General features: G+C 67.1%; 19 protein-coding genes. 14 read left to right on the forward strand and 5 right to left on the reverse strand.

What is annotated here, in order from left to right:
- Positions 1-26 precede the first annotated feature (26 nt).
- Complete coding sequence (locus A1351_RS22875) at positions 27-302, forward strand: hypothetical protein (protein WP_024878437.1); 276 nt, start codon at positions 27-29, stop codon at positions 300-302.
- Between the two features lie 67 nt (positions 303-369).
- Complete coding sequence (lipB, locus tag A1351_RS22880) at positions 370-1113, forward strand: lipoyl(octanoyl) transferase LipB (protein WP_036291334.1); 744 nt, start codon at positions 370-372, stop codon at positions 1111-1113.
- Here the strand turns inward: lipB and A1351_RS22885 are convergent.
- From A1351_RS22885 to cutA, 4 genes are all read right to left on the reverse strand, one after another.
- Entirely contained in the window at positions 1095-1592 is a 498-nt protein-coding gene (locus tag A1351_RS22885; protein WP_024878439.1) for an RNA pyrophosphohydrolase, read from the reverse strand. The two genes, lipB and A1351_RS22885, sit on opposite strands and share 19 nt — an antisense overlap.
- Complete coding sequence (locus A1351_RS22890; protein WP_064034013.1) at positions 1589-2794, reverse strand: divergent polysaccharide deacetylase family protein; 1206 nt, start codon at positions 2792-2794, stop codon at positions 1589-1591. Before A1351_RS22890 ends, A1351_RS22885 begins: the two co-directional genes overlap by 4 nt.
- A 64-nt stretch (positions 2795-2858) precedes the next feature.
- A complete protein-coding gene (locus A1351_RS22895; RefSeq protein ID WP_064034014.1) occupies positions 2859-8471 on the reverse strand; it encodes a hypothetical protein in 5613 nt (1870 codons plus the stop codon).
- Positions 8472-8591: 120 nt separating this feature from the next.
- The gene (gene cutA / locus A1351_RS22900) at positions 8592-8936 is read right to left on the reverse strand and encodes a divalent-cation tolerance protein CutA (RefSeq protein ID WP_064034041.1); all 345 of its coding nucleotides are present in this window, start codon (positions 8934-8936) and stop codon (positions 8592-8594) included.
- Positions 8937-9059: 123 nt separating this feature from the next.
- Here cutA and A1351_RS22905 point away from each other — a divergent pair, with 123 nt between their 5' ends.
- Complete coding sequence (locus tag A1351_RS22905; protein ID WP_036296158.1) at positions 9060-9392, forward strand: Rieske 2Fe-2S domain-containing protein; 333 nt, start codon at positions 9060-9062, stop codon at positions 9390-9392.
- A gap of 233 nt (positions 9393-9625) precedes the next feature.
- Entirely contained in the window at positions 9626-10297 is a 672-nt protein-coding gene (locus tag A1351_RS22910) for a hypothetical protein (RefSeq protein ID WP_026599980.1), read from the forward strand.
- A gap of 54 nt (positions 10298-10351) precedes the next feature.
- On the opposite strand, the gene A1351_RS22915 is transcribed toward A1351_RS22910, so the two are convergent.
- Positions 10352-11740, reverse strand: a complete 1389-nt coding sequence (locus A1351_RS22915; RefSeq protein ID WP_064034015.1) for a lysozyme inhibitor LprI family protein — start codon at positions 11738-11740, stop codon at positions 10352-10354.
- 105 nt (positions 11741-11845) lie between these two features.
- Between A1351_RS22915 and lepA the strand changes: the two genes are divergently transcribed.
- The 10 genes from lepA (at position 11846) to A1351_RS22965 (ending at position 23738) form a co-directional block, all read left to right on the forward strand.
- The gene (gene lepA / locus A1351_RS22920) at positions 11846-13651 is read left to right on the forward strand and encodes a translation elongation factor 4 (RefSeq protein ID WP_026599982.1); all 1806 of its coding nucleotides are present in this window, start codon (positions 11846-11848) and stop codon (positions 13649-13651) included.
- A 39-nt stretch (positions 13652-13690) separates the two neighbouring features.
- Positions 13691-14140 (forward strand): hypothetical protein, encoded by a 450-nt coding sequence (locus tag A1351_RS22925; protein ID WP_024878447.1) that lies wholly within the window; start codon positions 13691-13693, stop codon positions 14138-14140.
- Between the two features lie 136 nt (positions 14141-14276).
- Positions 14277-15533, forward strand: coding sequence for a crotonyl-CoA carboxylase/reductase (gene ccrA / locus A1351_RS22930; RefSeq protein ID WP_024878448.1), 1257 nt, complete (start codon positions 14277-14279; stop codon positions 15531-15533).
- Between the two features lie 83 nt (positions 15534-15616).
- On the forward strand, positions 15617-17116 hold the full coding sequence (locus A1351_RS22935) for a DUF234 domain-containing protein (RefSeq protein WP_036308585.1): 1500 nt from the start codon (positions 15617-15619) through the stop codon (positions 17114-17116).
- 233 nt (positions 17117-17349) lie between these two features.
- The gene (locus A1351_RS22940; protein ID WP_018266982.1) at positions 17350-18072 is read left to right on the forward strand and encodes an ABC transporter ATP-binding protein; all 723 of its coding nucleotides are present in this window, start codon (positions 17350-17352) and stop codon (positions 18070-18072) included.
- The gene (locus tag A1351_RS22945; RefSeq protein WP_064034016.1) at positions 18069-19550 is read left to right on the forward strand and encodes a DUF3526 domain-containing protein; all 1482 of its coding nucleotides are present in this window, start codon (positions 18069-18071) and stop codon (positions 19548-19550) included. Before A1351_RS22940 ends, A1351_RS22945 begins: the two co-directional genes overlap by 4 nt.
- A gap of 8 nt (positions 19551-19558) precedes the next feature.
- Positions 19559-21010: a DUF3526 domain-containing protein gene (locus A1351_RS22950; RefSeq protein WP_064034017.1), complete on the forward strand. Its 1452-nt coding sequence runs from the start codon at positions 19559-19561 to the stop codon at positions 21008-21010.
- 301 nt (positions 21011-21311) lie between these two features.
- Positions 21312-22298 carry an ABC transporter substrate-binding protein gene (locus A1351_RS22955; RefSeq protein ID WP_064034042.1) on the forward strand — a complete coding sequence of 329 codons (987 nt, stop codon included), beginning with the start codon at positions 21312-21314 and terminating at the stop codon, positions 22296-22298.
- Positions 22295-23050, forward strand: coding sequence for an ABC transporter permease (locus A1351_RS22960; RefSeq protein ID WP_064034018.1), 756 nt, complete (start codon positions 22295-22297; stop codon positions 23048-23050). The genes A1351_RS22955 and A1351_RS22960 overlap by 4 nt, the downstream gene beginning before the upstream one ends.
- A complete protein-coding gene (locus A1351_RS22965) occupies positions 23001-23738 on the forward strand; it encodes an ABC transporter ATP-binding protein (protein WP_024878454.1) in 738 nt (245 codons plus the stop codon). The genes A1351_RS22960 and A1351_RS22965 overlap by 50 nt, the downstream gene beginning before the upstream one ends.
- Positions 23739-23744 lie beyond the last annotated feature (6 nt).

Below are 23744 nucleotides of genomic sequence, written 5' to 3' on the forward strand. Positions count from 1 at the left end.
AAGCGCGGACGACAGGGAGAAGAGCGATGAGCGCATTCGATTACGGCATGGAAGCCGGCCTTTTCTCATCCAAGACGCTCGCCAAGCGGTCGCGATCCTATCAGAACTCCGTCGAATTCCGGCGTTTCGCCCAGGCCGCGGAGGCGATTCGCTATGCTGTCGAGGATATGCCCGCCGCTTTGCTCGGAACCTGCTCGCTCGAGGTGGCCGAGGCGACCTATACGGGCGCGGCGATCCGCGGCTTGTATGAAAGCGCGGAATTTCCTCTGCCGCGGCGGATCGATGCGGCGGTGAAAAAATAGAATCGTTCAGATAGCGTGACGCGCGCGCCGCTGGAGCGCCGCGGCGCGACGCGATACATTCCCTCTCATGACCGCTCCATTGCTGCGCGACGATTGCGCCCTTTCGCTGCTTCCCCGGCCCGGCTCGCCGCCGGTAGAATGGGTCGTGGCTCCCGGTCTCACGCCTTATGAAGCCGCCGTCGCCGAGATGGAATCGCTGGTCGAACGCATCGCCGATGGCGCCGCTCCCGAGCGCGTCCTTCTGCTCGAGCATCCGCCCGTCTACACCGCCGGAACCTCGGCCAAGGAGGCCGATCTGCTCGATGCGCGCTTTCCCGTGCATCGCACCGGGCGGGGCGGGCAGTTCACCTATCACGGGCCGGGACAGCGGGTCGCCTATGTGATGCTGGACCTCACGCGGCGAAAGCGCGATCTGCGCGCCTATGTGGCCGGGCTCGAGGCCTGGCTCATCGAAACGCTCGCTTCGCTCGGCGTCGCCGGCGAGCGGCGAGAGGATCGCGTCGGCGTATGGACGCGCCGGCCGGACAAGCCCGCGGGCCTTTTCGGCGAGCCGGCCGAGGACAAGATCGCGGCGATCGGCGTGCGCGTGCGGCGCTGGACGACGTTCCACGGATTGGCGCTCAATGTCGCGCCGGATCTCACGCATTTTTCCGGCATAGCGCCTTGCGGCGTGCGGCAGGCGCATCTTGGCGTGACGAGCCTCGCCGATCTCGGCAAGGTCTCCGATATGGCGGCGGTGGACGCGGCTTTGCGCCGCGCCTTCGAGCCCATATTCGGCGCGACGACGGCGCCTCAGTCTCCCGAGAGATGAGCGAAATCGCGAACCACGCGCTCATAGACGTCGCGCTTGAAAGGCACGATCAGCTGCGGCAATAGCGCCGCCCGCTCCCAGCGCCAGGCGTCGAATTCCGGCTCGTGCTGGCCGTCGCAGGGGCGCTCTATGTCGATCTCCGCCTCCTCGCCCTCGAAGCGGAAAGCGAACCATTTCTGCGTCTGGCCGCGATATTTGCCTTTCCAGCGCTTCGAGGCCTCGGGCGGCAGATCGTAGCTGTACCAATCCTGCGCCTCGGCGAGCACGGAGACGCTGGTCACATTGGTCTCCTCGTGCAATTCGCGCAGCGCGGCGGCGAGCGGCTCCTCGCCTGCGTCTATGCCGCCTTGCGGCATTTGCCATTCATGCTCGATCACCTGCGGATCGGCGCGCTTGGAGAGGCGCCGGCCGAGGAAGACGAGGCCTTTGGCGTTGATCAGCATGACGCCGACGCAGGGTCTGTAGGCCAGCTCGCTCATTTCCACTTTCCGGCTCTCGCCTCTTTGTCCTCGATCCGCGACGCCAGCGCGCTCAGCGGCACGAGCGCAATTCCCTTGCGCTCGAGCTCGCGCGCGAAACGTGCGAGGCGCGTCATCGTCTGCGGCAGCGCGCCGGCTGTGACGATCGCCTGACCATTGCGGCGCGCGAGCGCCTCGATCTGCGTCAGCGCCTTCTCCATCGCCTCGCCCGAGGCGCCGGCGTCGATCGCCACATCCGCCCGCGCCGCCGACAAGGCGAGACGCGGCGCGAGGGTCGCAACGAGCGAGCGCGGCGAGGTGCCGTCGTCGAGAAAGAGCAGCCCGCGCCCGGCTATGTCGGTGAGCGTGGGCGTCAGCGCGGTCTCGTCGGCGGTGAATTGCGCGCCGAGATAATTCACCATGCCGATATAGCCCGAAAATCGGCTCATCAGCCAGTGCAGATCCTCGAGCCCGGCGCCGCGCGTCGTCAGCAGCGTATGCGGCCCGGGATTTTCGCGCGGATAATCATAAGGCTCCATCGGAGCCTGCAGCAAAATCTCATGGCCGCGGTCGCGCGCCTTGGCGGCGACGCTCTCCGGATCGGCGCCATAGGGCGCGAGCGCCAGCGTGACGGCGCCGGGCAATTCGTCGATGGCGCTCGCCGTGAGCTGCGCATTGAGGCCGACGCCGCCGACGACGAGCGCGATGCGCGGCGCGCCAGCGGGCAGACGCGCGCTGATCGTCGCAGGGCGGGCGTAGACTTCCATCGGCTTCGCGCCATCGGCGCCGATCTTGGGCAGCGGGCCGCTGCGGCCTTTCTCCACCAGGCGCTTGTCCGGCGCCGGCGCGAGCGCCGTATGCTGCTCGTCGAGCCTTATGATGAGCGCGCCGGGAAGCTCGCCGCCGCCGACGCGCGTGACCTTGACGCCCGAGCGCTTTTCGATATCGGCGATCTCATCGGCGCGCTTGTCCGTTTCCGTGACCGACGCGCGCTCCATGGGAACGCTCGCCGGCGCCGGCGGCGGCTCGACCATTTCGATGCGCGCGACGGCGACGGGCTGGCCCGCCTGCGGATCGCGCAAGGACAGGAGAAGCGCGGCGCCGCCGGCTCCGCAGAGCAGCAATGCGGCGACGACGCTTTTCGTCCGCTTGCCGCGAGGGCGCGCCGGGCGTGGCTCCAGCGGCTCGTTCAAGCCCAATGGCTCGTTCAATTCGTCGGTCATTGCCCGCGGCGGGCTCCCTTTTGCGTCAGGCGCGAATCGGGGCGCCTCCCGGTCGAATGTGAAATCACGAGACCGCCAGCGCCAGCGCCGCCTGCTGCTGCGTGGTCATGCCGGCGATCTGCGTCGCGGTGAAGGCGGCGATCTGATTGCCGTTGAGCGCCAGCAGCTCCGTCGTCGTCAACGCCGCTATGGCGGATGTGGTCAGCGCGGCCACCTGCGTCGTGGTGAGGCCGGTGAGCTGGAGCGCGTTGAAGGAGGCGATGACCGGGCCGTCGAGATTGGCGAGCTGCTGCGTGGTGAGCGCGCCGATCTGCGTCGAGGTCAGCGCGTTGAATTGCGTGGACGAGAGCGCGCCGATCTCGGTGGTGGTGAGATTGACGACCTGCGTCGTCGCCAGCGCCGAAATCTGCGATGTGGTGAGCGCGCCGACCTGCGTCGTCGTCAGCGCGCGCAATTGCGGGCGCAGCAGGCCGCCGAGCTGGGCGTTGGTCAGCGCCGCGATCTCCGTCGTCGTCACCGCCTGCATCTGCGCCGTCGTCAGCGCCGCGAATTGCGTGGATCGGAAGCCGGAAAATTGCGTCGTCGTCAGATCGGCGATCTGCGTCGCCGAGAGCCCGGAGATTCCGTCCGAGGAGACGGCGCCGATCTGCGTCTCGCTCAATGCGGAGAGCTGCGTCGTGGTGAGCGAGGCCGCCTGCGTCGCGGTGAGGCCGCCGAGCTCGGTCGCAGAGAGGAGAGCGATCAGCGTCGAGGTGAGGCTCGAGAATTGCGACGAGGTCAGTGCCGCTATGGCGGAGGCCGAGAGGCTGGCGAATTGCGTGGAGCTCAGCGAGGCGATTTCCGTCGTGCTGAGCCCGGCGACGGCGGTGGGCGAGAGAGCGGCGATCTGATCGGCCGAGAGCGCGGCCGATTGCGTGTCGGCGAGGGCGGCGATCTGCGTTTGGCTGAGTCCAGCGACGCCGGTCGTCGAGAGATAGGAGATTTGCGCCGCGCTCAAGGCCGTCAGCCGATCCGTGCCGAGCGCGGCGACCTGCGCCGAGGTCAGCCCGTAGATTTCCTGCGCGGTGAGAGTCTTCAGCTGCGACGTGGTGAGCGTGGCGAGCTGCGTGGTCGAGAGCGCGCCGATCTCGGTGGAGGTAAAGCTCTGCAATTGCGTCGTGGTGAGCGCGCCGAGCTCCGTCGTCGTCAGCCCGCCGACGCCGCTCGTCGACAGAGCGGCGATCTGCGCGGCGGTCAGCGCGGAGAATTGCGTGGCAGTGAGCGCGCCGACCTGCGTCTGCGTCAATCCGCCGACGCCCGTCGTCGCCAGCGCGGCGATCTGCGAAGCGGCCAGCAGGCCGAGCTGCGTCGCGGTGAGCGCCGCCACTTGCGTCGCGGCGAGGCCGCCGATCTGCGTGCTGGTCAACAGGCCGATCTGCGCCGTGGTGAGCGCCTGCACCTGCGTCGTCGTCAGCGCCGCCACGCCCGTGGAGGAGAAGCTGCGGAACTGCGTCGTCGTCAACGCGCCGATCTCGTCGCTGCTGAGCCCGGCGATGGCGGTGCTGGACAAAGCGGCGATCTGCGTCGAGGCGACGCTGGCGAGCTGCGTCGTCGTCAGCAGGCCGATCTGCGTGGCGGTGAGGCCGCCGATCGCCGTGCTGGTGAGATATTTGATCGCCGTGGTCGAGAGCGCGCCGATCCTGGTGGCGTCGAGCTGCGAGACTTCGGTGGAGGTCAGCCCGCGCGCCTGCGTCGCGGTGAGCGCGCCCACTTGCGTCGTGGTCAGCGCGGCGAGCTGCGCGCTGCTCAGCGCGGAAATCTGCGTCGCCGCCAGCGCGCCGAATTGCGTCGCATTCAGCGCTTGCACCTGCGTCGTCGTCAGCCCGCCGATCGCCGAAGTGGAGAGCGCCGCGATCTGCGTGGCGGCGAGCGCGTCGAATTGCGTCGCGGCGAGCGCCGCCGCCTGTGTCTGCGTCAGGCCTTGCAGCTCTTGCGTCGTCAGAGCGGCGATCTGCGTCGTCGCCAGCGCGGCGAGCTCGCTGGTCGTCAGCGCGCCGATCAGCGCCGCGGTGAGGCCGCGCAGCTGCGTCGTCGTCAACGCCTGCAGCTCGGTGAGCGTGAGGCCGGCGATCGTCGCGGTCGACAGGCCGGAGAGCTGAGTCGAGGTCAGCCGCGCGAGCTGATCGAGGCCGAAGGCGGCGATCTGCGTTGCGGAGAGCGCGCCGGCCTGAGTCGATGTGAGGGCGCCGATCTGCGTCGTGCTGAGCGCGGCGACCTCGGTGGTCGTCAGTGCGGCGACGGCGGTGGTGGTGAGCGCGGCGATCTGCGTGCCGGCGAGTGCGCCGAGCTGCGTCGTCGACAGCGCCGCCGCTTGAATGTCGGTGAGGCCGGCGAGCTCGGTCGTCGTCATCGCGACGAGCTGCGTCGTGGTGAGCGCGCCCAATTGGCCGAGCGTCAGCGCGCCGAGCTGACGCGCGGTGAAGCCGCGCAGCTGCGTGGTGGCGAGCGCGGAGACGACGCTGGTGGAAAGGCTGGCGACCGCATCCGCCGAAAGGCCCGCGATCTGCGTCGCGGCCAGCGCGGCGATCTGCGTCGCGGTGAGAGCGGCGAGCTGCGTGTCGACCAGCACGCTCATCTGCGCCGTGGTCAGCGCGCCGAGCTGCGTGGTGGTGAGAGAGGATATGTCGCTGGTCGATAATCCGCCGACGCCGGTCGTCGAAAGCGCGGCGAGCTGCGCCTTCTGCAATGCGGCGAGCTGCGCGATGGAGAAAGCGGCGATCTGCGCATCCGACATGGCGCGCATCTGCGTCGAGGTGAGCGCTGCGACCTGCGTCGTCGTCAGCATGGCGACATTGGCCGTCGACAGCGAGGCCACGGCGGTCGTCGCCAGCGCGGCGATCTGCGTGGTGGCGAGCGTCGCGAGCTGCGTCATCGTCATGGCGGCGACCTGCGCCGCGCCGAGGCCGGACATGGCCGCGACCGAGAGAGCGGCGATCTGCGTCGCGCTCAGCGCCGCAATCTGCGCATCCGACAGCGCGGCCGTCAGCAGCGCGCCGATCGCGCCGATCTGCGTCGTGGTGAGAGCGGCGACGGCGGTGGAGGTGAGGGCGCCGAAGCCGCTCGTCGAAAGCGCGGCGACTTGCGTCGAGGTGAGCGCGCCGAGCTGCGCGGCCGAGAGCGCGCCGACCTGCGTGTCGGCGAGCGCCTTGACCTGCGTCGAGGTGAGCGCCGTGACCTGCGTTGTCGACAGCTCGGCGATTTGGCTCTGCCAGAATCCGCCGATCGACACGGCCGAGAGCGCCGCCACCTGCGTCGTGGTCAGCGTGTCGATCTGCGTCAGAGACAGCGAGGCGAGCTGCGTCGAGGTGAGCGCGGCGGCCTCGGTCGTGGTCAAGGCGCCGAGCTGCGTCGTGCTCAGCGTCGCGATCTGCCAATCGGCGAGAGCGCGCGTCTGCGCCGCCGTCAGAGCGGAGATTTGCGTCGTGGCGAGCGAAGCGATCTGCGCGCTGGTCAGCCCCGTGGCGGCGGTGGAGGTGAGCGCGGCGATCTGCGTCGTGGCGAAAGCGGCGAGCTGCGTCGTCGTCAGCGCGGCGACCTGCGTGTCGGCGAGGCCGGCGAAGGCGCGCGTCGGCATTGCGGCGATCTGCGTCACGCTCAGCGCGGCGATCTGCGTCGTCTCCAGCGAATTGACCTCGGTCGCGGTGAGGCCGGCGAGCTGAGTGGTGGTGAAGCCGGCGATCTGCGTGGAGCTGAAAGCGTCGAATTGCGTCGTCGTCAGCCCAGCGATCTGCGCCGAGGTGAGGTTGGAGAGCTGGCTCGTGGAGAGATTGCCGAAGGCGGCGGAGCCGAGACCGGCGATCTGTACCGCCGAGAGCTGCGATATGGTCAGCGATTGGATCTGCGCCGTCGTCATATCGTCGAGCTGCGTCGTCGTCAGCCCGCGCGCCTGCGTCGAGGTGAGCGCTGCGAGCTGCGCGGTCGTCAGCCTGTCGATTGCGTCGGCCGAAAGTCCGCCGATCTGCGCCGAGGTGAGCGCCGCGGCCTGCGTGGTGGTGAGGCTCTGCAGCTCCGTCGTGGTCAGCAGATTGAGGAATGTGGTGGAGAGCGCCGACATTTGCGTCGAAGCGAGCGCGCCGACCTGCGTGACGCTCAATCCGCCGTCGTTGCTGGTGACGAGCGCGGCGATCTGCGCAGCAGTGAGATTGCCGATGGCGAGCGACTGGATCGCCGTCGTCGTCATGGCGACGAGCTGCGTCGTCGTCAGGCTGCGCGCCTGCGTGGCGGCGAGCGCGGAAGTCTGCGTCGTCGTCAGATTGCCGATCTGCGTCGTCGTCAGTCCGGCGATCTGCCCGGCGGTCAGCCAATCGACCTGCGTCGTCGTCAGGCTCGCGATCATCGTCGCGGACAGCACGTTCAGCAGCGTCGTCGTCAGCGCGCGAATCTGCGTCGAGGACAGCGCGGCGAATTGCGTGGTGGAGAGATCGGAGAATGTGGTCGCGTCGATCGCCGCAAATTGCGCGGCGGCGAGCTCGGTGACGTCGAGCGATTGCAGCCCCGTCGTCGAAAGATCGGCGAGCTGCGTCGCCGTCAGCCCGCGCGCCTGCGTCGTCGTCAGCGCGACGAGGCGCGTCTCCGTCAGATTGGCGAGCGTCGTATCGGAGAGGCCGGCGATCTGCGCGGCGGAGAGGCCGGCAAATTGCGTCGTGGTGAGCGCGCCGAGCCGCGTCGTGGTGAGTCCGTTGAGCGTCGTCGTGGAGAGAGCGGCGATCTGCGTCGGGACCAGCGCCGCCACCTGCGCGTCGGAGAGATTGCCGACGCCGGTCGCGTTCATCCCGGCGATCTGCGCATTGGAGAGATTGGCGACAGTGAGCGATTGAATCTCGGTCGAGGTCATCGCCGCCAGCTGCGTCGTGGTGAGGGCGCGCGTCTGCGTGAGCGTCAGCGCCGAGAGCTGCGTCGTGGCGAACTCGCCGAGATCGGCAGTCGTCAGCGCCGCGATTTGCGTCGCGGCGACGCCGGCGAGCTGCGTCGCCGTCAAATTCTGCACCGCCGTCTGCGAGAGGCTGTCGAAAGCCGTGGTCGTCAGCGAGCCGATCTGCGTCGAGGACAGCGAGGCGAGCTGCGTCGTGGTGAGCGCGCCGAGCTCGGTTCCGTTCAGCGTGCGCGCCTGCGCCGCGCTCAGATTGCTCACCTGCAGCGCGATGATCTGATCGAGGCTGAGCGCATCGAGCTGCGTGGCGGTGAGGCCGCGCACCTGCGTCGAGGAGAGGCTGGCGATCTGCGTCGTGGTGAGGCGCGAGACCTCGGTCGTCGAGAGCGCGGCGATCTGCGCGGCGGTCAGCGCCTGCAGCCGCGTCGTGCTCAGGCTGCCGAGCTCGCTGGTGTCGAGCGCGTTGAGCTCCGTGCTGGTGAGCGCGGAAAGCTGCGTCGTGGTGAAGGAATCGAAATCGCTGGAGGCGAGCGCCGAAAACTGCGACAGATCGAGCCCGATCAACGCCGCCTTGGACAGAGAGGCGACCTGCGTCGTCACCAGCGCCTGAAGATTGGTGGTCGAGAGATTATTGAGCTGCGTCGCCGTCAGCACGGCGATCTGCGTCGTGTCGAGCGCCTCTATGTCCGAGGTGTCGAGCTGGCGCATGATGGTCGTCGGCAGACGGGCGATCTGCGCTGTCGTCAGCGACGAGTAGACCGACGTCATGACTGGCTCCGCTCCGCGCGCATGCTCTCTCCTGCCGGCGGCGGCGCGGCGGCGCGGCCGCGGCCGGCGCGACGATCTTTGCCGAGCGAGGCTTGCGTGGGGCTGGGCGTTTCCCGCCGCTCAGGAGGAGGGGGCGTCCCGCATGGTGGCGCGCGCGGCCCAGTCGAGATAGGCGGGATCGCCGGCGGCGATGTCGAGGCGGATGATCTCCGGGACCTCGTAAGGATGCGCGGCGCGAATGGCGGCGGCGAGCGCGTCATAATCCTGCGCGCGCGCTTTGGACTGCACCAGAAATTCGGCGTCGGCGCGCGTCTCGCCCTCCCACACGTAGAAGCTGTGGATGGGGAGTATCTGAACGCAGGCGGCGAGCTTGGCGGCGAGCAGGGCGCGGGCGAGGCGCTCAGCGCCCGCCTCGCTGTCGATCGTCGTCTGGACGACGCAGAATTTCGGCTCTTTCGCGCTCACGGGCGGGACTATGGGCGCGCCTTCGGGCGAAATCAACGCGGCGCCGGGGCGGGTCGGCGCTTTTCTTGCTGGGCCTGCGCGGGCCGCCGCGAAGCTGCGGCGGGCATTCGGAGAAGCAAGGACATGTTCACCAGGGTCTGCAAGGAGGACACTGTTTTCGAAGGGGAAATGCGGCTCGTCATCGCAGATTCCCATTTCATTATCCTGGCCTTCGCCTTCGGCGGAGAGATCAAGGCCTTCCAGGGCGTGTGTCCGCACACCAATGCGCCGCTGGACACGGCCGATTTCGACGGCGAGGTGCTGACCTGCCCGCTCCATAATTGGACGTGGGATCTGCGCACCGGCGATCCGATCCATCCCCAGGAAAGCCGGCTCGCCGAATATCCGGTCAAGATCGAGGACGGCGTCGTCTATATAGATACGGAGGGCGTCAGCCCCCTCTTCGCCGAGCGCTGAGCGCGCGGCGGCGGGACCTCGATCGGCCTCGCATTCGGGAGCGAGCGAGGTGAGTTTCACAAGCGGTTGATCTCATTGCGCCGAACCCTAGGTGCGGTTCGGCGCGGGCAGATCGACGAGATCGGCCGTGAGCGGGCGCGGGCGTAGGGAGGCAGATTCGGCTTTTGCCGAATCGGCAAAATTCTCTATGTTTCGCGCCGGATGCGTCTCTAGGCCACGAAGAGAGGTAGGAGATGAACCTGTCCGAACAGCCCCCCGTCGCCGAGGAGGCGTCGAACGGCGTCGAAGCCGTGAGCCTGGACGCGCAGCTCGAGGCGATGACCGCCGAGCGCGATCGTCACGCCAAGGACAAAATCGAGCTCATCACCAAGGCGAGCGCCTTGTCGAAGGAGCTGGAGACCGCCCGCGCCGAGCTGTCCGCCGCTGCGGAAGAGAAGGCGAAGGCCGTCGCGGCCGCTATCGCCGAGCATGAGGGCGTCGTCGCGCATCGCGATCGGCTGAGCGCCGAGCTGGACGCTCTGCGCGCCGAGCTCTCCGCCGCCCATGGCGCCAAGGAGAAAGCCGCCGTGCTGGCCGCGCAGGCGAGCGCCGAGATCGCCCATTTGAAGGACCGGCTCGCCGCCGCCGGCTCGCCCGATCCGCTCGTCGTGCTCGCCGATTATGCGCAGGAGAAGCTGAAGCTGGCCGTCGCCTGGACGCGCTCCAAAATCCCGGAGGGCCATGCGGCGCTGCCTTGGTTCGACCGTATCGTCGAGGGCGCGGCCACGGCCGGCCGGCTGAGCGCCGAGTTCCTGCGCTGGCTCGCGCCGCGTCTGGTCGAGGCCTATCAATGGGCCAAGCCCCGCGCGCTGGAGCTCTACGCCAAGGCGAAGAGCGAGATCGAGACCCGCTTGAAGCAGAGCTGAGCGTTTCGCCTCGAATTCAAAATGGCGCGCGTCCCTGCGATGTGCGCGCCATTTTCATTTTGCCGAGGCGCCGCGCAGCGCGCCTTTGGTCATGCCGATGGCGAAGACCGACGATTCTGCGAGCTTGCCCTTGTCGAGCTGCTCCAACGCGACTCGCCAATCGGAAAAGACCCGCCAGCCGATGGTGAAATGACCGAGCTCGGCGAGATAGAGCCGGCCGCCATGGAGGAAGGGAAGCCTCAGCGCCTTTCCATTTTCGTCGCCATATTGCGCAGGATCGTCGGGCTCGCCCGAGAAATCTGGGCCGGCCGCCTCTTCCATCTTCGCGAATTCCTCCGCCTGCGTCGCCGAGAGCCGAGCGAGCGCCGCCTTACGCGCGGCGAGCGGCTGCTTCTGTGCCGCCTCGACGAGGGAGAGCGCCTCTTTGCGCAAAGCCTCGCAATCGGCGCCGGCGCAATGCTCCTCCCATTGGTTGTAGGTCGCATGCTCGGCGAATTTCGGCGCGAATTCGAAATGCGCCGTGCAGGCCGGACCGAAGCGACCTGCGCGCCAGGGCTTGACCGCGACATAAGAGGAGAGCGACGGCGAATAATCGTGGCCCTCTTCAAAGGCGACTGGAGCGCCATCGAGCTTGCCGAAGTCGGGGGAAGCGCCGCAGCCCTCCTCGCCGCCGTCCGGCTCCGCGGCTTTGCGCGCAGCGCCGCCGGAAACGCTGAAATAGATCGCCGAATAGCAATGCATCGTCCCCTCGGTGACGCCGGCGGCGTAATAGGCCTCGCCGGGGAGCCGATCGATGACGAGCCGCGTATGGGCGCCCAGCGCGACGATTTCGGCGGCGAGCGTATCTGGAAAGACGAAAGGCTGCGGTTCCGCCTTCGCCCAGGCGGCGAGCTTGGCGCGCGTGACGTCGTCGATATTGGCCGCCGGCGCGGCGACCATGACGCCGGCGTCCGGCGCGGCGGCGAGCACCTGCAATGGGCTCTCGGCATAGAAGGATTCTTTGTAGGGCGCCTCTGGGTCCTTCGCGAGGAGGGCGGCGTAACGATCGGCGAGCTTGCGGCAGATCGCGCTGGTCTCCGGCGCGGCGGGCGCCGCTTTCAGCGCGGCGAGCCGGGCCTCATAGGCGGCGGCGAGGCAGGCGAGCGCCTTCGCCCGCGCCTCTCCACGAAGCTCCCCCGCCGGCAGGGCGCATAGGCGATCGCGCTCGCCGAGCCATTTGCGCGCCTCGCCGAGCTTTTCGGCCCGATGCGCCGGATCGGCCGCGAGGCTGCGCTTCACCTCCGCGCCCAATTCGCCATCCAGCGCGCCGAGCCGGCGATCGGCGCAGACGAGACGCTCCACCGCCGTCGTCGCCTTGGCGCAGTCGAAGCTCTGGGCGAGGGCCGAAAAAGAAGGGATGGAAAGAGCGAGAGAAAGCAAAAGCCGGAATTGGACCCGGATCATGGCGGCGCCTGACGTCTCGGGGAGCGGGGGCGCGAGAGGAGCAGAGCCCGCCCGCTCCTGTCAAATCCGCTTCCCTTCCCACCCCGGCGCTGCTATCCCCGCCGCATGACGACGCGCAAAATCGACAATATCCGCAATTTCTCCATCGTCGCGCATATCGACCACGGCAAGTCGACGCTCGCCGACCGGCTGATCCAGGCGACGGGGACCGTCGCCGCGCGCGATATGGTCGAGCAGGTGCTCGATTCGATGGATATCGAGCGCGAGCGCGGCATCACCATCAAGGCGCAGACGGTGCGCCTCGACTATAAGGCCCAGGACGGCAAGGATTACGTCCTGAACCTCATGGACACGCCCGGCCATGTCGATTTCGCCTATGAGGTCTCGCGCTCGCTGAAGGCCTGCGAAGGCTCGCTGCTCGTCGTCGACGCCAGCCAGGGCGTCGAGGCGCAGACGCTCGCCAATGTCTATCAGGCGCTCGACGCCGGTCACGAGATCGTGCCCGTTCTGAACAAGATCGATCTGCCGGCGGCGGAGCCCGACCGCATCCGGCAACAGATCGAGGACGTCATCGGCCTCGACGCCGCCGACGCCGTGCTCATTTCCGCCAAGACCGGCATCGGCATTCCCGATGTGCTGGAGGCGATCGTCACCCGCCTGCCGCCGCCCCAGGGCGACGATGAGGCGCCCCTCAAGGCGATGCTGGTCGATTCTTGGTACGACGCCTATCTCGGCGTCGTCGTGCTGGTGCGCGTCATCGACGGGCGCATGCGCAAGGGGCAGAAGATTCTCATGATGGGCACCAACGCCCATTACGAGGTCGACAAGATCGGCGTGTTCAAGCCGAAGATGCAGGATGTCGCCTCGCTCGGGCCGGGCGAGGTCGGCTTCATCACCGCGCAGATCAAGCAGGTCGCCGACACGCGCGTCGGCGACACCATCACCGAAGACAAAAAGCAATGCGCGGAGCCGCTGCCGGGCTTCAAGCCGGCGCAGCCGGTGGTGTTCTGCGGCCTCTTCCCGGTGGACGCCGCCGATTTCGAGGATTTGCGCGCCGCCATCGGCAAGCTGCGCCTCAATGACGCGAGCTTTTCCTATGAGATGGAGACCTCCGCCGCGCTCGGCTTCGGCTTCCGCTGCGGCTTCTTGGGGCTGCTGCATCTCGAGATCATTCAGGAGCGTCTGCGCCGCGAGTTCGATCTCGATCTCATCGCGACGGCGCCTTCGGTCGTCTATAAGATCAAGCTGACCAACGGCGAGGAGATCGAGCTGCACAATCCGGCCGATATGCCGGATGTGGTGAAGATCGACGAGATTCTCGAGCCCTGGATCCGCGCGACGATCATGACGCCGGACGATTATCTCGGCGCGGTGCTGAAGCTCTGTCAGGATCGGCGCGGCGTGCAGGTCGATCTCAATTATGTCGGCAAGCGCGCCATGGCGGTCTATGACCTGCCGCTCAACGAAGTGGTGTTCGACTTCTACGATCGCTTGAAGTCGATCTCCAAGGGCTACGCCAGCTTCGACTATCACATCACCGATTATCGCGTGGGCGATCTCGTGAAGATGAGCATATTGGTGAACGCCGAGCCGGTGGACGCTCTGTCGATGCTGGTGCATCGCACGCGCGCCGATTCGCGCGGTCGGCAAATGTGCGAGAAGCTCAAGGAGCTGATCCCGCCGCATATGTTCCAAGTGCCGATTCAGGCGGCGATCGGCGGCAAGATCATCGCCCGCGAGACGGTGCGCGCCTTCCGCAAGGATGTGACGGCCAAGTGCTACGGCGGCGACGCCACCCGCAAGCGCAAGCTGCTCGAGAAGCAGAAGGAAGGCAAAAAGAAGATGCGCCAGTTCGGCCGCGTGGAGATTCCGCAGGAGGCGTTTATCGCTGCGCTGAAGATGGAGGATTAGGGCGCCGTCCCGGACGCGCCCCGTCGAGGGAGAAGGTCGATGACGGCGCTGTCTGTTCCATTTCGCTCGGCTCTGATTTCCGCTCTTCTCACGCTCGCCGCTCCTGCCGCCGCCGCGCCACTCTGCGCATCGGGCGCGAGTTCCGCCCCGCGCGCGGCTCCCGCCTCCCTCGCGCCGGCGATCCGCCGCGCTTTCGGCCTCTCTGGAGACATTGGCGGAGCCTATTACCGCTGCTCGGGCGGGCGGACGCTCGCCTGCGTGACCGGCGCCAATCTCCCCTGCTTCAAGGCGAACAGATCGCGCGCTCTGCCCGGCGCCGCGCAATATTGCCGCGAGAATCCGGGTTCCGACTTCATCCCCATGGCCGCGACCGGCCATGACACGATCTACGAATGGAAATGCGCGGGCAAAAAGGCGCGGCCGGGAAAGCAGGTCGCCCCGCTGGATGCGGAAGGCTATTTCGCGGAGAATTGGAAGCCGGTGGAGTGAGCGGGCGAAATCGCCGGCCGGCCCCCCTCCTTCATCCCGGCCGAATATCCCTCTGTTCAGGCGAAAGCGGGCCGTATATCAATGGCGCCCTCGGCCCCGCCGCCGGCCCGATAAGAGTTCCCCGAGGAGCCAGACGTTGACCGAACTGAAAGACCTCTACGACATCGGCGAGATTCCGCCGCTCGGCCATGTTCCCGCCAAGATGCACGCCTGGGTCGTCCGCAAGGAGCGGCACGGACCGCCCGAGGAGTCGATGCAGCTCGAGGTGGTTCCCACCTGGGAGCTCGACAGCCATGACGTGCTCGTGCTGGTGATGGCGGCGGGCGTCAATTACAATGGCGTCTGGGCCGCGCTCGGCCAGCCGATCTCCGTGCTCGACGTCCACAAGCTCCCCTATCACATCGCCGGCTCCGACGCCGCCGGCATCGTCTGGGCCGTCGGCTCCAAGGTGAAGCGCTGGAAGGTCGGCGACGAGGTCGTCGTCCACTGCAACCAGGACGATGGCGACGACGAGGAATGCAACGGCGGCGATCCTATGTTCTCCGCCTCGCAGCGCATTTGGGGCTATGAGACGCCGGACGGCTCCTTCGCCCAATTCTGCCGCGTGCAGGACCGCCAGCTCATGGAGCGCCCCAAGCACCTCACCTGGGAAGAGTCGGCCTCCTACACGCTGACGCTGGCCACCGCCTATCGCATGCTGTTTGGCCATGAGCCGCACCGGCTGAAGCCCAGCGACAATGTCCTCATCTGGGGCGCCTCGGGCGGTCTCGGCGTGTTCGGCGTGCAGCTCTGCGCGGCGGCCGGCGCCAACGCCATCGGCGTGATCTCGGACGAGAGCAAGCGCGACTATGTGCTCTCGCTCGGCGCCAAGGGCGTCATCAACCGCAAGGACTTCAAGGGCTGCTGGGGCCAGCTGCCGACCGTCAACACGCCGGAGTTCAACGACTGGTCCAAGGCCGCCCGCAATTTCGGCAAGGCGATCTGGGACATCACCGGCAAGAAGGACGTCGACATCGTCTTCGAGCATCCGGGTGAGCAGACCTTCCCGCTCTCCTGCATGGTGGTGAAGCGCGGCGGCATGGTGGTGTTCTGCGCCGGCACGACCGGCTTCAACCTCACCTTCGACGCCCGCTATGTGTGGATGCGTCAGAAGCGCATCCAGGGTTCGCATTTCGCGCATCTGAAGCAGGCGGCCGCGGCCAATCGCTTCGTCGTGGACCGCCGCGTCGATCCCTGCCTGTCGGAAGTCTTCCCCTGGGCGAAGATCCCGCATGCGCACACGAAGATGTGGAAGAACGAGCACGCCCCCGGCAATATGGCCGTGCTGGTCAACGCCCCGACCACGGGCCTGCGCTCGCTCGAGGATGTGATCGCGGCTGCGGGGAAGAAGTGAGCCTCGTGCGATAACGCATTGTCAAAAAGCCGCTATCGGCCCTATATAGGCTAACATAAAAATTTTTATGTTAGCGAGAGCCGATGGCGGAATGGGGCTTCTACGGAAGGCGTGTCGAGCTCGCCGAGATCGATAAGATCTTGGCGCGCCGGCGCTTTTTCTTTTGCGCGATCTCCGGACGGCGGCGGATCGGGAAGACGTCGCTGATTCAGGAGGCGATCCGGCGGCGGGGGCTCGCGGACAAAGCCATCTATGTGCAGGTTCCCGATAGCGACCCGCGCGGCGTCATCCAAGCATTCGAGGATTCGATCGAAGACGTTGGAGCCCCGCAAGACGATGCGCGGCGCGTCTGCAAAGATTTTCAGTCGATCGCCGTATTGTTGCGCGACCCGTGGGCGTTGGGATGGATAATCGCGCTCGACGAGTTTCAATATTTCAACCGGGCGTCACTGGTCGAGTTCCAGTCATATTTGCAGTCGGAAGTCGACTTCGCCCGTTCGCGTTCAGACATTGGCGGGGGGCTCTTCACACTTGGCTCCATCCATACAGAAATGACGGCAATTCTCGAGGATCGCGCCTCTCCGCTCTTCAACCGTGTCACCGACAGCTTGCACATCGGCCATTGGGATTTCGAAACCCTATTCGAGATGTTTCGCGCTCATGGGATCACCGATCCTCGTCATCGCCTGTTTCTGTGGTCGATCTTCGAAGGAGTTCCCAAGTTCTACCGTGACTGTTTCGATCAAGGCGTGCTGAAGTCGATAGCCTCCTATCGATCCGAGACTCTTCGGACCATGTTTTTCGAGGGATCAAGTCCGCTGAGGGATGAAGCCGACAATTGGTTTCTTCGAGAACTGCGCGGGCGATACGACACCGTCCTGATTCTCCTGGCGCGTCTCGGGCCGTTGTCGCATGGCCAGTTGAGGGCGGAATATGACCGCACCGGTCCCGCGCAGGAAAATCAGCTCGCCGGCTATCTGAAGGTGCTCAATGAAAAATACGGGATGGTGGAAAAGCTCCACCCAATCCTCTCGTCCGAAAAGCAGCGAAACGCCCGCTATGTCATAACAGATAACTTTCTGAGCGCATGGCTCGCCGCAATTCAACGCAATGTGCGACTCGCCCGAATTCGCCCGATCGACGAGGCCGTCGCCAAAGCCGACGTCTCTCTGCAAACCCACGAGGGTTACACTTTCGAAAAGCTCGTGCGCCAGATCACCGAGGAATGTTCCCGCAAAGGCGTCGGCGATTTTCCGCTGACAGAACTCGTCGCCGGCTATTGGAACAAGGCCGACGGCAGCGACATCGAAATCGATATGATCGCGCTGGACGAAGCCAATCGTCGTATCCGTTTCGGTTCCTGCAAGCGTTCGGCCAGCGCGCACGACTCGCAAGCGCTCGCGAGCTTGGAGGAACATGTCTCGCGGTTTTTGGCGACGAAGACCGGCGCGCCCTATCGCGACTGGAGAATCGAAAAAGCGGTGTATGCGCCGATTTTCTCGCCTTTCGAACGCGAGGCGCTGGGGCGCGCTGGGATGCTCTGCATCGACATGAATGATTTCGAGCGGTGGCTCACTTTCTGATCGCGCTAGTCCGCTCGATGCGCATTGACACGGAAGGCGCGAGCATGAAAAGCTCGCGCGAATTGCATACGACAGCACAGAGGCCAGCACTGCCGATCGGGCGTGACTGCGCTGTCGTATCGTGCGAGCGCGCGCCGATGTGATGCCGGGTCGGACGGGCGCTTCGAAACGACTTCCCACGCTATGCGCGGAAAGCTGCGAAAACAGCCCTCGGCGTCGGGAGGCGATTTCGCATGTTGGAAGCGCGCGAGCTGACCAAGAGATATGAGGGCAAGGCGGATCGCCCCGCCCTCGACCGGCTGAATCTGCATATTCCCGGCGGCGAGGCGTTCTGTCTGCTCGGCCCCAATGGCGCCGGCAAGACGACGACTGTCAATCTCTTCCTCAATTTCATCGCGCCGACCTCCGGCCAGGCGCTCGTCGGCGGCGTCGACTCGGCGCGCGAGCCGCTCGAGGCGCGGCGTCGTCTCGCCTATATCCCCGAGACCGTCATGCTCTATGGCGCGCTCACCGGGCTCGAGAATCTCGAATATTTCACCGAGATTTCCGGCGGCCGGCGCCTCGCGCGGGCGGAATTGCTCGCCCTGCTCGGCGAGGCCGGGCTCGCGGAGGAGGCGGCCTTCCGGCGCGTCTCCGGCTATTCCAAGGGCATGCGGCAGAAGGTCGGCGTCGCCGTCGCTCTGGCGCGGCGCGCGCAGGCGCTGCTGCTCGATGAGCCGACCTCCGGCCTCGATCCGCTCGCCGCCAATGAATTCGCCGCTCTGGTCGAGAAGCTGCGCAAGCAGGGCATGGCGATATTGATGGTCACGCACGACCTCTTCCTCGCCAAGCAATGCGGCACGCGCATCGGCGTGATGCAGGCGGGGCGGCTCGTCTCCGTTTTCGGCGCCGATGACGTCGATCATCTCGGCCTCGAGCGCGCCTATCTCGAGCAATTCAGAGGAGCGGCGGCATGAGCGAGATCGTCGTCGCGAAAGCGCCCGCGACTCAGGCGCCCGCCGGCCGTTGGCGCGTCGCCCGCGCCGTGGCCCTCAAGGAATGGACGGAGCTGCGCCGCGACAGCCGGCTCGCCTGGCTGTTCGGCCTCGTCTTCCTGCTGATGCTCGGCGCGCTCGCTTTCGGCGCCGCGCAGCATATGCGGTTGGATCGCGAGCGCGCCGCCGCCGCCGCGACCGATCGCGCGCTGTGGACTGGCCAAGGCGCGAAGAACCCGCACGCCGCCGCGCATTTCGGCCAATACGCGTTCAAGCCGCAGAGCCCGCTGGCGCTCGCCGATCCGGGCGTCGACGCCTATGTCGGCGAGGCCGTCTGGCTGGAGGCGCATAAGCAGAATGAGGCGCAATTTCGCGCGGCGCGCGACGCCGGCGTCGGCGCGCGGCTCGGGGGCCTCTCCTTCGCTTTCGTGCTGCAGACGATCATGCCGCTCGTCGCCGTGCTGCTCGGCTTCGCCGGTTTCGCCGGCGAGCGCGAGCGCGGCACATTGCGCCAGCTGATGAGCCTCGGCGCCTCGCCGGTCGATATCCTCGCCGGCAAGGCGCTCGCCGCGCTCGGCGCTCTTTCGGTCCTGCTCATTCCGGCTTTCGCCGCGGCCGTGCTGGCGACGCTCTTCCTCGCCGATCATGATTTCTCCGTCGTCGATCAGCTCGAGCGTCTTTTGGCGCTCTCCTTCGGCTATGGCCTCTATCTCGCCGGCTTCGTTTTTCTCGCGCTCGGCGTGTCGGCTTTCGCCAAATCCACGCGCACGGCGCTGGTGCTCCTGCTCGCCTTCTGGCTCGCCAATTGTTTTCTGGCGCCGCGCGTGATGACAGATGTCGCCAAGCGCGTCGCGATGCTGCCGACGGCGCTCGAATTCCGCAACGCCATCGCCGAGGACAAGAAGAAGACATTCGGCCATGACGAATCTCATCCGGCCTTCGTCGCCTTTCGCGACGGCGTGCTGGCGCAATATGGCGTCTCGCGCATAGAGGATCTGCCGGTCAATTTCCGCGGCCTCGCGCTGCGCAAGGACGACGAGAACGGCTTCGTCATTTTCGACAAGCATTTCGGCGCGCTGCAGGCCGCCTTCGACGCGCAGGACAGGCTGCGCGCGGCGCCGGGCTTTCTCTTCCCCGCGCTCGCCATGCAGCCCTTCTCGACGAGCTTCTCGGGAACGGATTCCTGGCACCAATATGATTTCGCCACTGCGGCGGAGGCGCATCGGCGTCGCATTCAGACGGCGGCGAGCGAGGACCTCATACATAACGCCCGCTATGGCGACGCCGCCTATGTCGCTTCACGCGACATGTGGGAGCGCATTCCCTCCTTCGATTACGCCGCGCCGGCCGTTTCCTTCGCGCTCTCCCATGCGCGCGGCGATCTCGTCGCGCTCGCGCTCTGGGCCGTGCTGACCGCAGCGCTCGCCGGCTTCGCCGCGCGACGCCTCAGACCCCTGTGAGGCCCGCCATGACATTCTCTGCGTTTCTCGCCGCATGGCGGTTCGAATGGCGGCTTCTGCGGCGCGATGCTGCGGCATGGGCCGTGCTCGCGGCGATCGCGACAATGAGCGCGCTCGCCTTTTTCGACGGCGCCGAGCGCATCGCCGCGCAAAAAGCGGCGATCGAGGATGCGCGGCGCGACGAGACTCTGCGTCTCGATTCGCTGCGCAAGACGCTCGCCGATTTGGACGCCGGCCGCGTGAAGGGCGAGACGCCGCCCTTTCGCGATCCGCGCAACGCCGTCTTCGTCGGCGGCGGCTCTGCGGCGGCGGTGGCGGCGCTGGAGCCGACGCCGCTCGCGATCGTCGCCACAGGGCAGAGTGATCTTTTCCCCGCCGCGCTCAAAGTGACGAGCGGGACCAAGGACAGTTTCCTCTTCGCCGATGAGATCGAGAATCCGGCGCATCTCGCCAGCGGCTCGATCGATCTCGCCTTCGTGCTGGTCTTCGTCTTTCCTCTGGCGATTCTCGCGCTCTGCTTCGATCTTTCGGCGGGCGAGCGCGAGAAGGGCACGCTCGCCCTCACCCTCGCCAGCGCGGAGAGTCCGACCGCCGTTCTGCTCGGCAAGCTCGCGGCGCGAGCCGGCCTGCCGATATTGGCGATGATCGCGGCGACCTGCGCCGGCGTCTATCTTCTGCGCGGGGCCGAGCCGCTCGGCTCCGGCGCCTTCGCGCTGCTCATCGCGGCGATCTTCGCCTATGGCGCCTTTTGGGCGCTGCTCGCGGCCGTCATCGACAGTTTCGGCAAAAGCTCCGCCTATAATGCGCTGGCGCTCATCGCCGTCTGGGCAGGCCTCACCATGATCGCGCCCGCCGCCGTCAACACGCTCGCCGACGCGCTCTATCCGGCGCCTTCGCGCTCGGAAATGACGCTGGCCGCGCGCGCCGCCACGACCGACGCCGATCGCGAGCGCGACGCCGCGCTCGCCCGTTACGCCGAAGAGCATCCCGACGCTGCGGCGGCAGAGATGAAGCTCGGCGACGCCAAGGAGCGCACCATTCGCCGCCTCGCCGTGCTGGAGACGGCCAATGCGCGGGTCGAGGCGGTGATGGCGCGTCACGAGGCGCAGCTCGCCCGCCAGCGCGCGCTCGCCGACCAGCTGTCCTTTCTCTCGCCGGCGCTGGTGATGTATCGCTCGGTCGCCGATATCGCCGGCTCCGGCGACCGCCGCTATGCGGAATTCTCCGCCCAGCTCGACGACTTCCACAAGCGTTGGCGCGATTTCTTCTGGTCGCGCGCCCATGCGGGCCAGTCGTTGACGCAGGCCGATTACGCCGCTCTGCCGCGCTTCCCCGCGAGCGCGGATGTGGCGAGCGCCTCGGCCGGCGTCGCCTCCGCGCTCGCGGCCGGCGTGGGGCTGCCGGCTCTGCTGCTCGCCGTGCTGGCGTGGCGGGGGCTGCGGCGCTGCAAGGCGGCGTGAGCGACGCAGCGTCGCGGGCGTTTTGCGCGTCTGCTCCAGGAATTGTGCTATCCTGCCTCGTGAGAAATAATCAAAGAGGCGCGGGGTGAACGAGAATTGGCGCCTAAAGAGGCGTTTCCACCTCCCCCTCGACGAGGGGGGAGGTCGAGCGCCGAAGGCGATCGGGTGGGGGTGTTTCCGCCGAGTCTCTGCCGTGCGACCCCACCCCGGATGGCTGCGTCATCCGACCCTCCCCGTAAAGGGGAGGGTGAAGGCGCCCGATTTGTCGTTCACGCGATCGCCCTGCACAGAGGCGGGATTCATCTTGCGACCGATCTTCCAAACGCTCCTGCTCGCGGCGCTGGTCGCGCTTCTCGCCGTCGCGCCGGCGCGCGCGGCCGACCGGCTCCGTCTCGGCCTGCAGAAGACCGGCTCGGGCGTTTGGGAGCTCGCCGTCATTTCCGCCTTCGGCCTGGACAAGGAGGCGGGGCTCGAGCTGGCGGTCACAGAGCTCGCCAATACCGACGCCGCCAAGATCGCCATTCAGAGCGGCTCCGTCGATATCGTGGTCTCCGACTGGCTGTGGGTGGCGCGCCAGCGCGCCGACGGCGCCAAGCTCACCTTCTATCCGCATTCCACCGCCATAGGCGCGTTGATGGCGCGCGACAAAGCGGTGAAGAGCGTCGCCGATCTCGCCGGCAAGAAGCTCGGCGTCGCCGGCGGCCCGCTCGACAAGAGCTGGCTGCTGCTGCGCGCCTATGCGCAACGTCAGGGCGTCGATCTCACCAAATCGGCGACCATCGTTTACGGCGCGCCGCCGCTCATCGCCGAGAAAGCCGCCGAGGGCGAGCTGGACGCCGCGCTCGAATTCTGGAATTTCGCCGCCGATCTCGAGGCGCGCGGCCTCTCTCACGTCATCGATCTGCGCAAGGTGGAAACGGCGCTCGGCGCCAAGGGCGCGCCGGTCGTCACCGGCTATGTGTTCGACGAGGGCTTCGCCGCGAAAAGCCCCGCGCCGCTGGCGCGCTTCTTCGCCATGATCGACAAGGCGCGCCATTTGATCGCCGCCTCCGACGCCGCTTGGCGCGTCGCCATGCAGCGCATTCCGGCCAAGGACCCCGCCGTGCTCGCGCTCTATCGCAAGAGCTATGTGGAGGGCATTCCCGCCCGCAGCGTCGCGGAGGAGCGGGAGGACGCCGCCGGGCTCTACGCCACTCTCGCGGAGATCGGCGGCGCGGCGCTGGTCGGCGCGGCGAAGACCTTGCCCGCGGGCACTTTCTACGAGCCCGCGGCGAGCGCGGTGCGGTGATCCGCCTCCTGTCGCTGGCGCTGCTGCTGGCTTTCTGGCAGGGCGCGGCGCTGTTTTCCGATCCGCGCCGCTTGCCCGGGCCGCTCCCTGTCTTCGAGGCGATCGCCCATGAGGCCGAGAGCGGCGCGCTCTTCACCAATCTCGCGGCGACACTGGCGCGCGTCGTCGCCGCTTTTCTGCTGGCCATGAGTCTGGGCGCGGCGCTCGGCTACGCCATGGGACGACGGCCGGCGCTGGATCGGCTGTTTGATCCCTGGCTGGTCATCCTCCTCAATCTGCCGGCGCTGGTCGTCATCGTGCTGGCCTATCTCTGGGCCGGCCTCACCGAGGCGGCGGCGGTGGGCGCGGTGGCGCTCAACAAGCTGCCCAACGCCATCGTCGTGATGCGGGAGGGCGTCCGCGCGCTCGATCACGAGCTCGATGAGATGGCCGAGGTCTTCCGCCTGCGCCCTGCGGCGCGGCTGCGGCATATCGTCTTGCCGCAGCTCGCGCCCTATATCGCGGCGGCGACGCGCTCGGGGCTTTCGCTGGTGTGGAAAATCGTGCTGGTGGTGGAGCTGATCGGCCGCTCCAATGGCGTCGGCTTCGAGATCAATATGGCGTTTCAGCTTTTCGACGTGCGTTTGCTGCTCGCCTATGCGATTCCCTTCGTCCTGCTGATGCTCGCCGTCGAAACTCTCCTGGTGCAGCCCTTTGAACGACATGTCTCGCGATGGCGCCGCCGCCCTGCTCGAGGTCAGGGTTTCGCATAAGGACTATCTCTCCGGCGGCGGCCGGCCGCAGCGCGCGCTCGAAAATCTCGGCTTCTCTCTCCCCGTCGGCCGCGCCGGCGCGGTGGTCGGTCCGTCGGGCTGCGGCAAGACGACATTGCTGCGCATCATCGCCGGGCTCGACACGGAATTTTCCGGCGCGGTGACGCTTCCCGCCGGCGGGCGGCTCGGCATGGTGTTTCAGGAGCCGCGCCTCTTGCCCTGGCGCAGCGTGATCGACAATCTGCGCATCGCCGCGCCGCAGGCCAGCGAGGAGGCCCTCGCCGCTCTGCTCGCCGCGCTCGAGCTCGAGGAGCATGCGCAGCATTTTCCCGGCGAATTGTCGCTCGGCCTCGCGCGCCGCGTCGCCATTGCGCGGGCGCTGGCGATCGAGCCCGATCTGCTGCTGCTGGACGAGCCTTTCGTCTCGCTCGACGATGCGCTGGCGCGCGATCTGCGCGCGCGCATCGCCGCGCTCATCGACGAGCGTCATGTGACGACGCTGATCGTCACCCATGATCTGCGCGAGGCGATCGAGCTGGCCGATGTGATTTTTCTTCTGTCGCCGCGCCCCTCGCATGTCGGTGCGACGCTCGACGTGGCGACGCCGCGCCGGCTGATGACGAGAGAGGCCGCCGATGCGCTGGAGGCGCGGGCGCGCAGGGAGATAGAGGCGATGCGCGGGCGCTGAGGGGCG

It is taken from the genome of Methylosinus sp. R-45379 (genome assembly GCF_001644125.1).
Lineage (GTDB): Bacteria > Pseudomonadota > Alphaproteobacteria > Rhizobiales > Beijerinckiaceae > Methylosinus.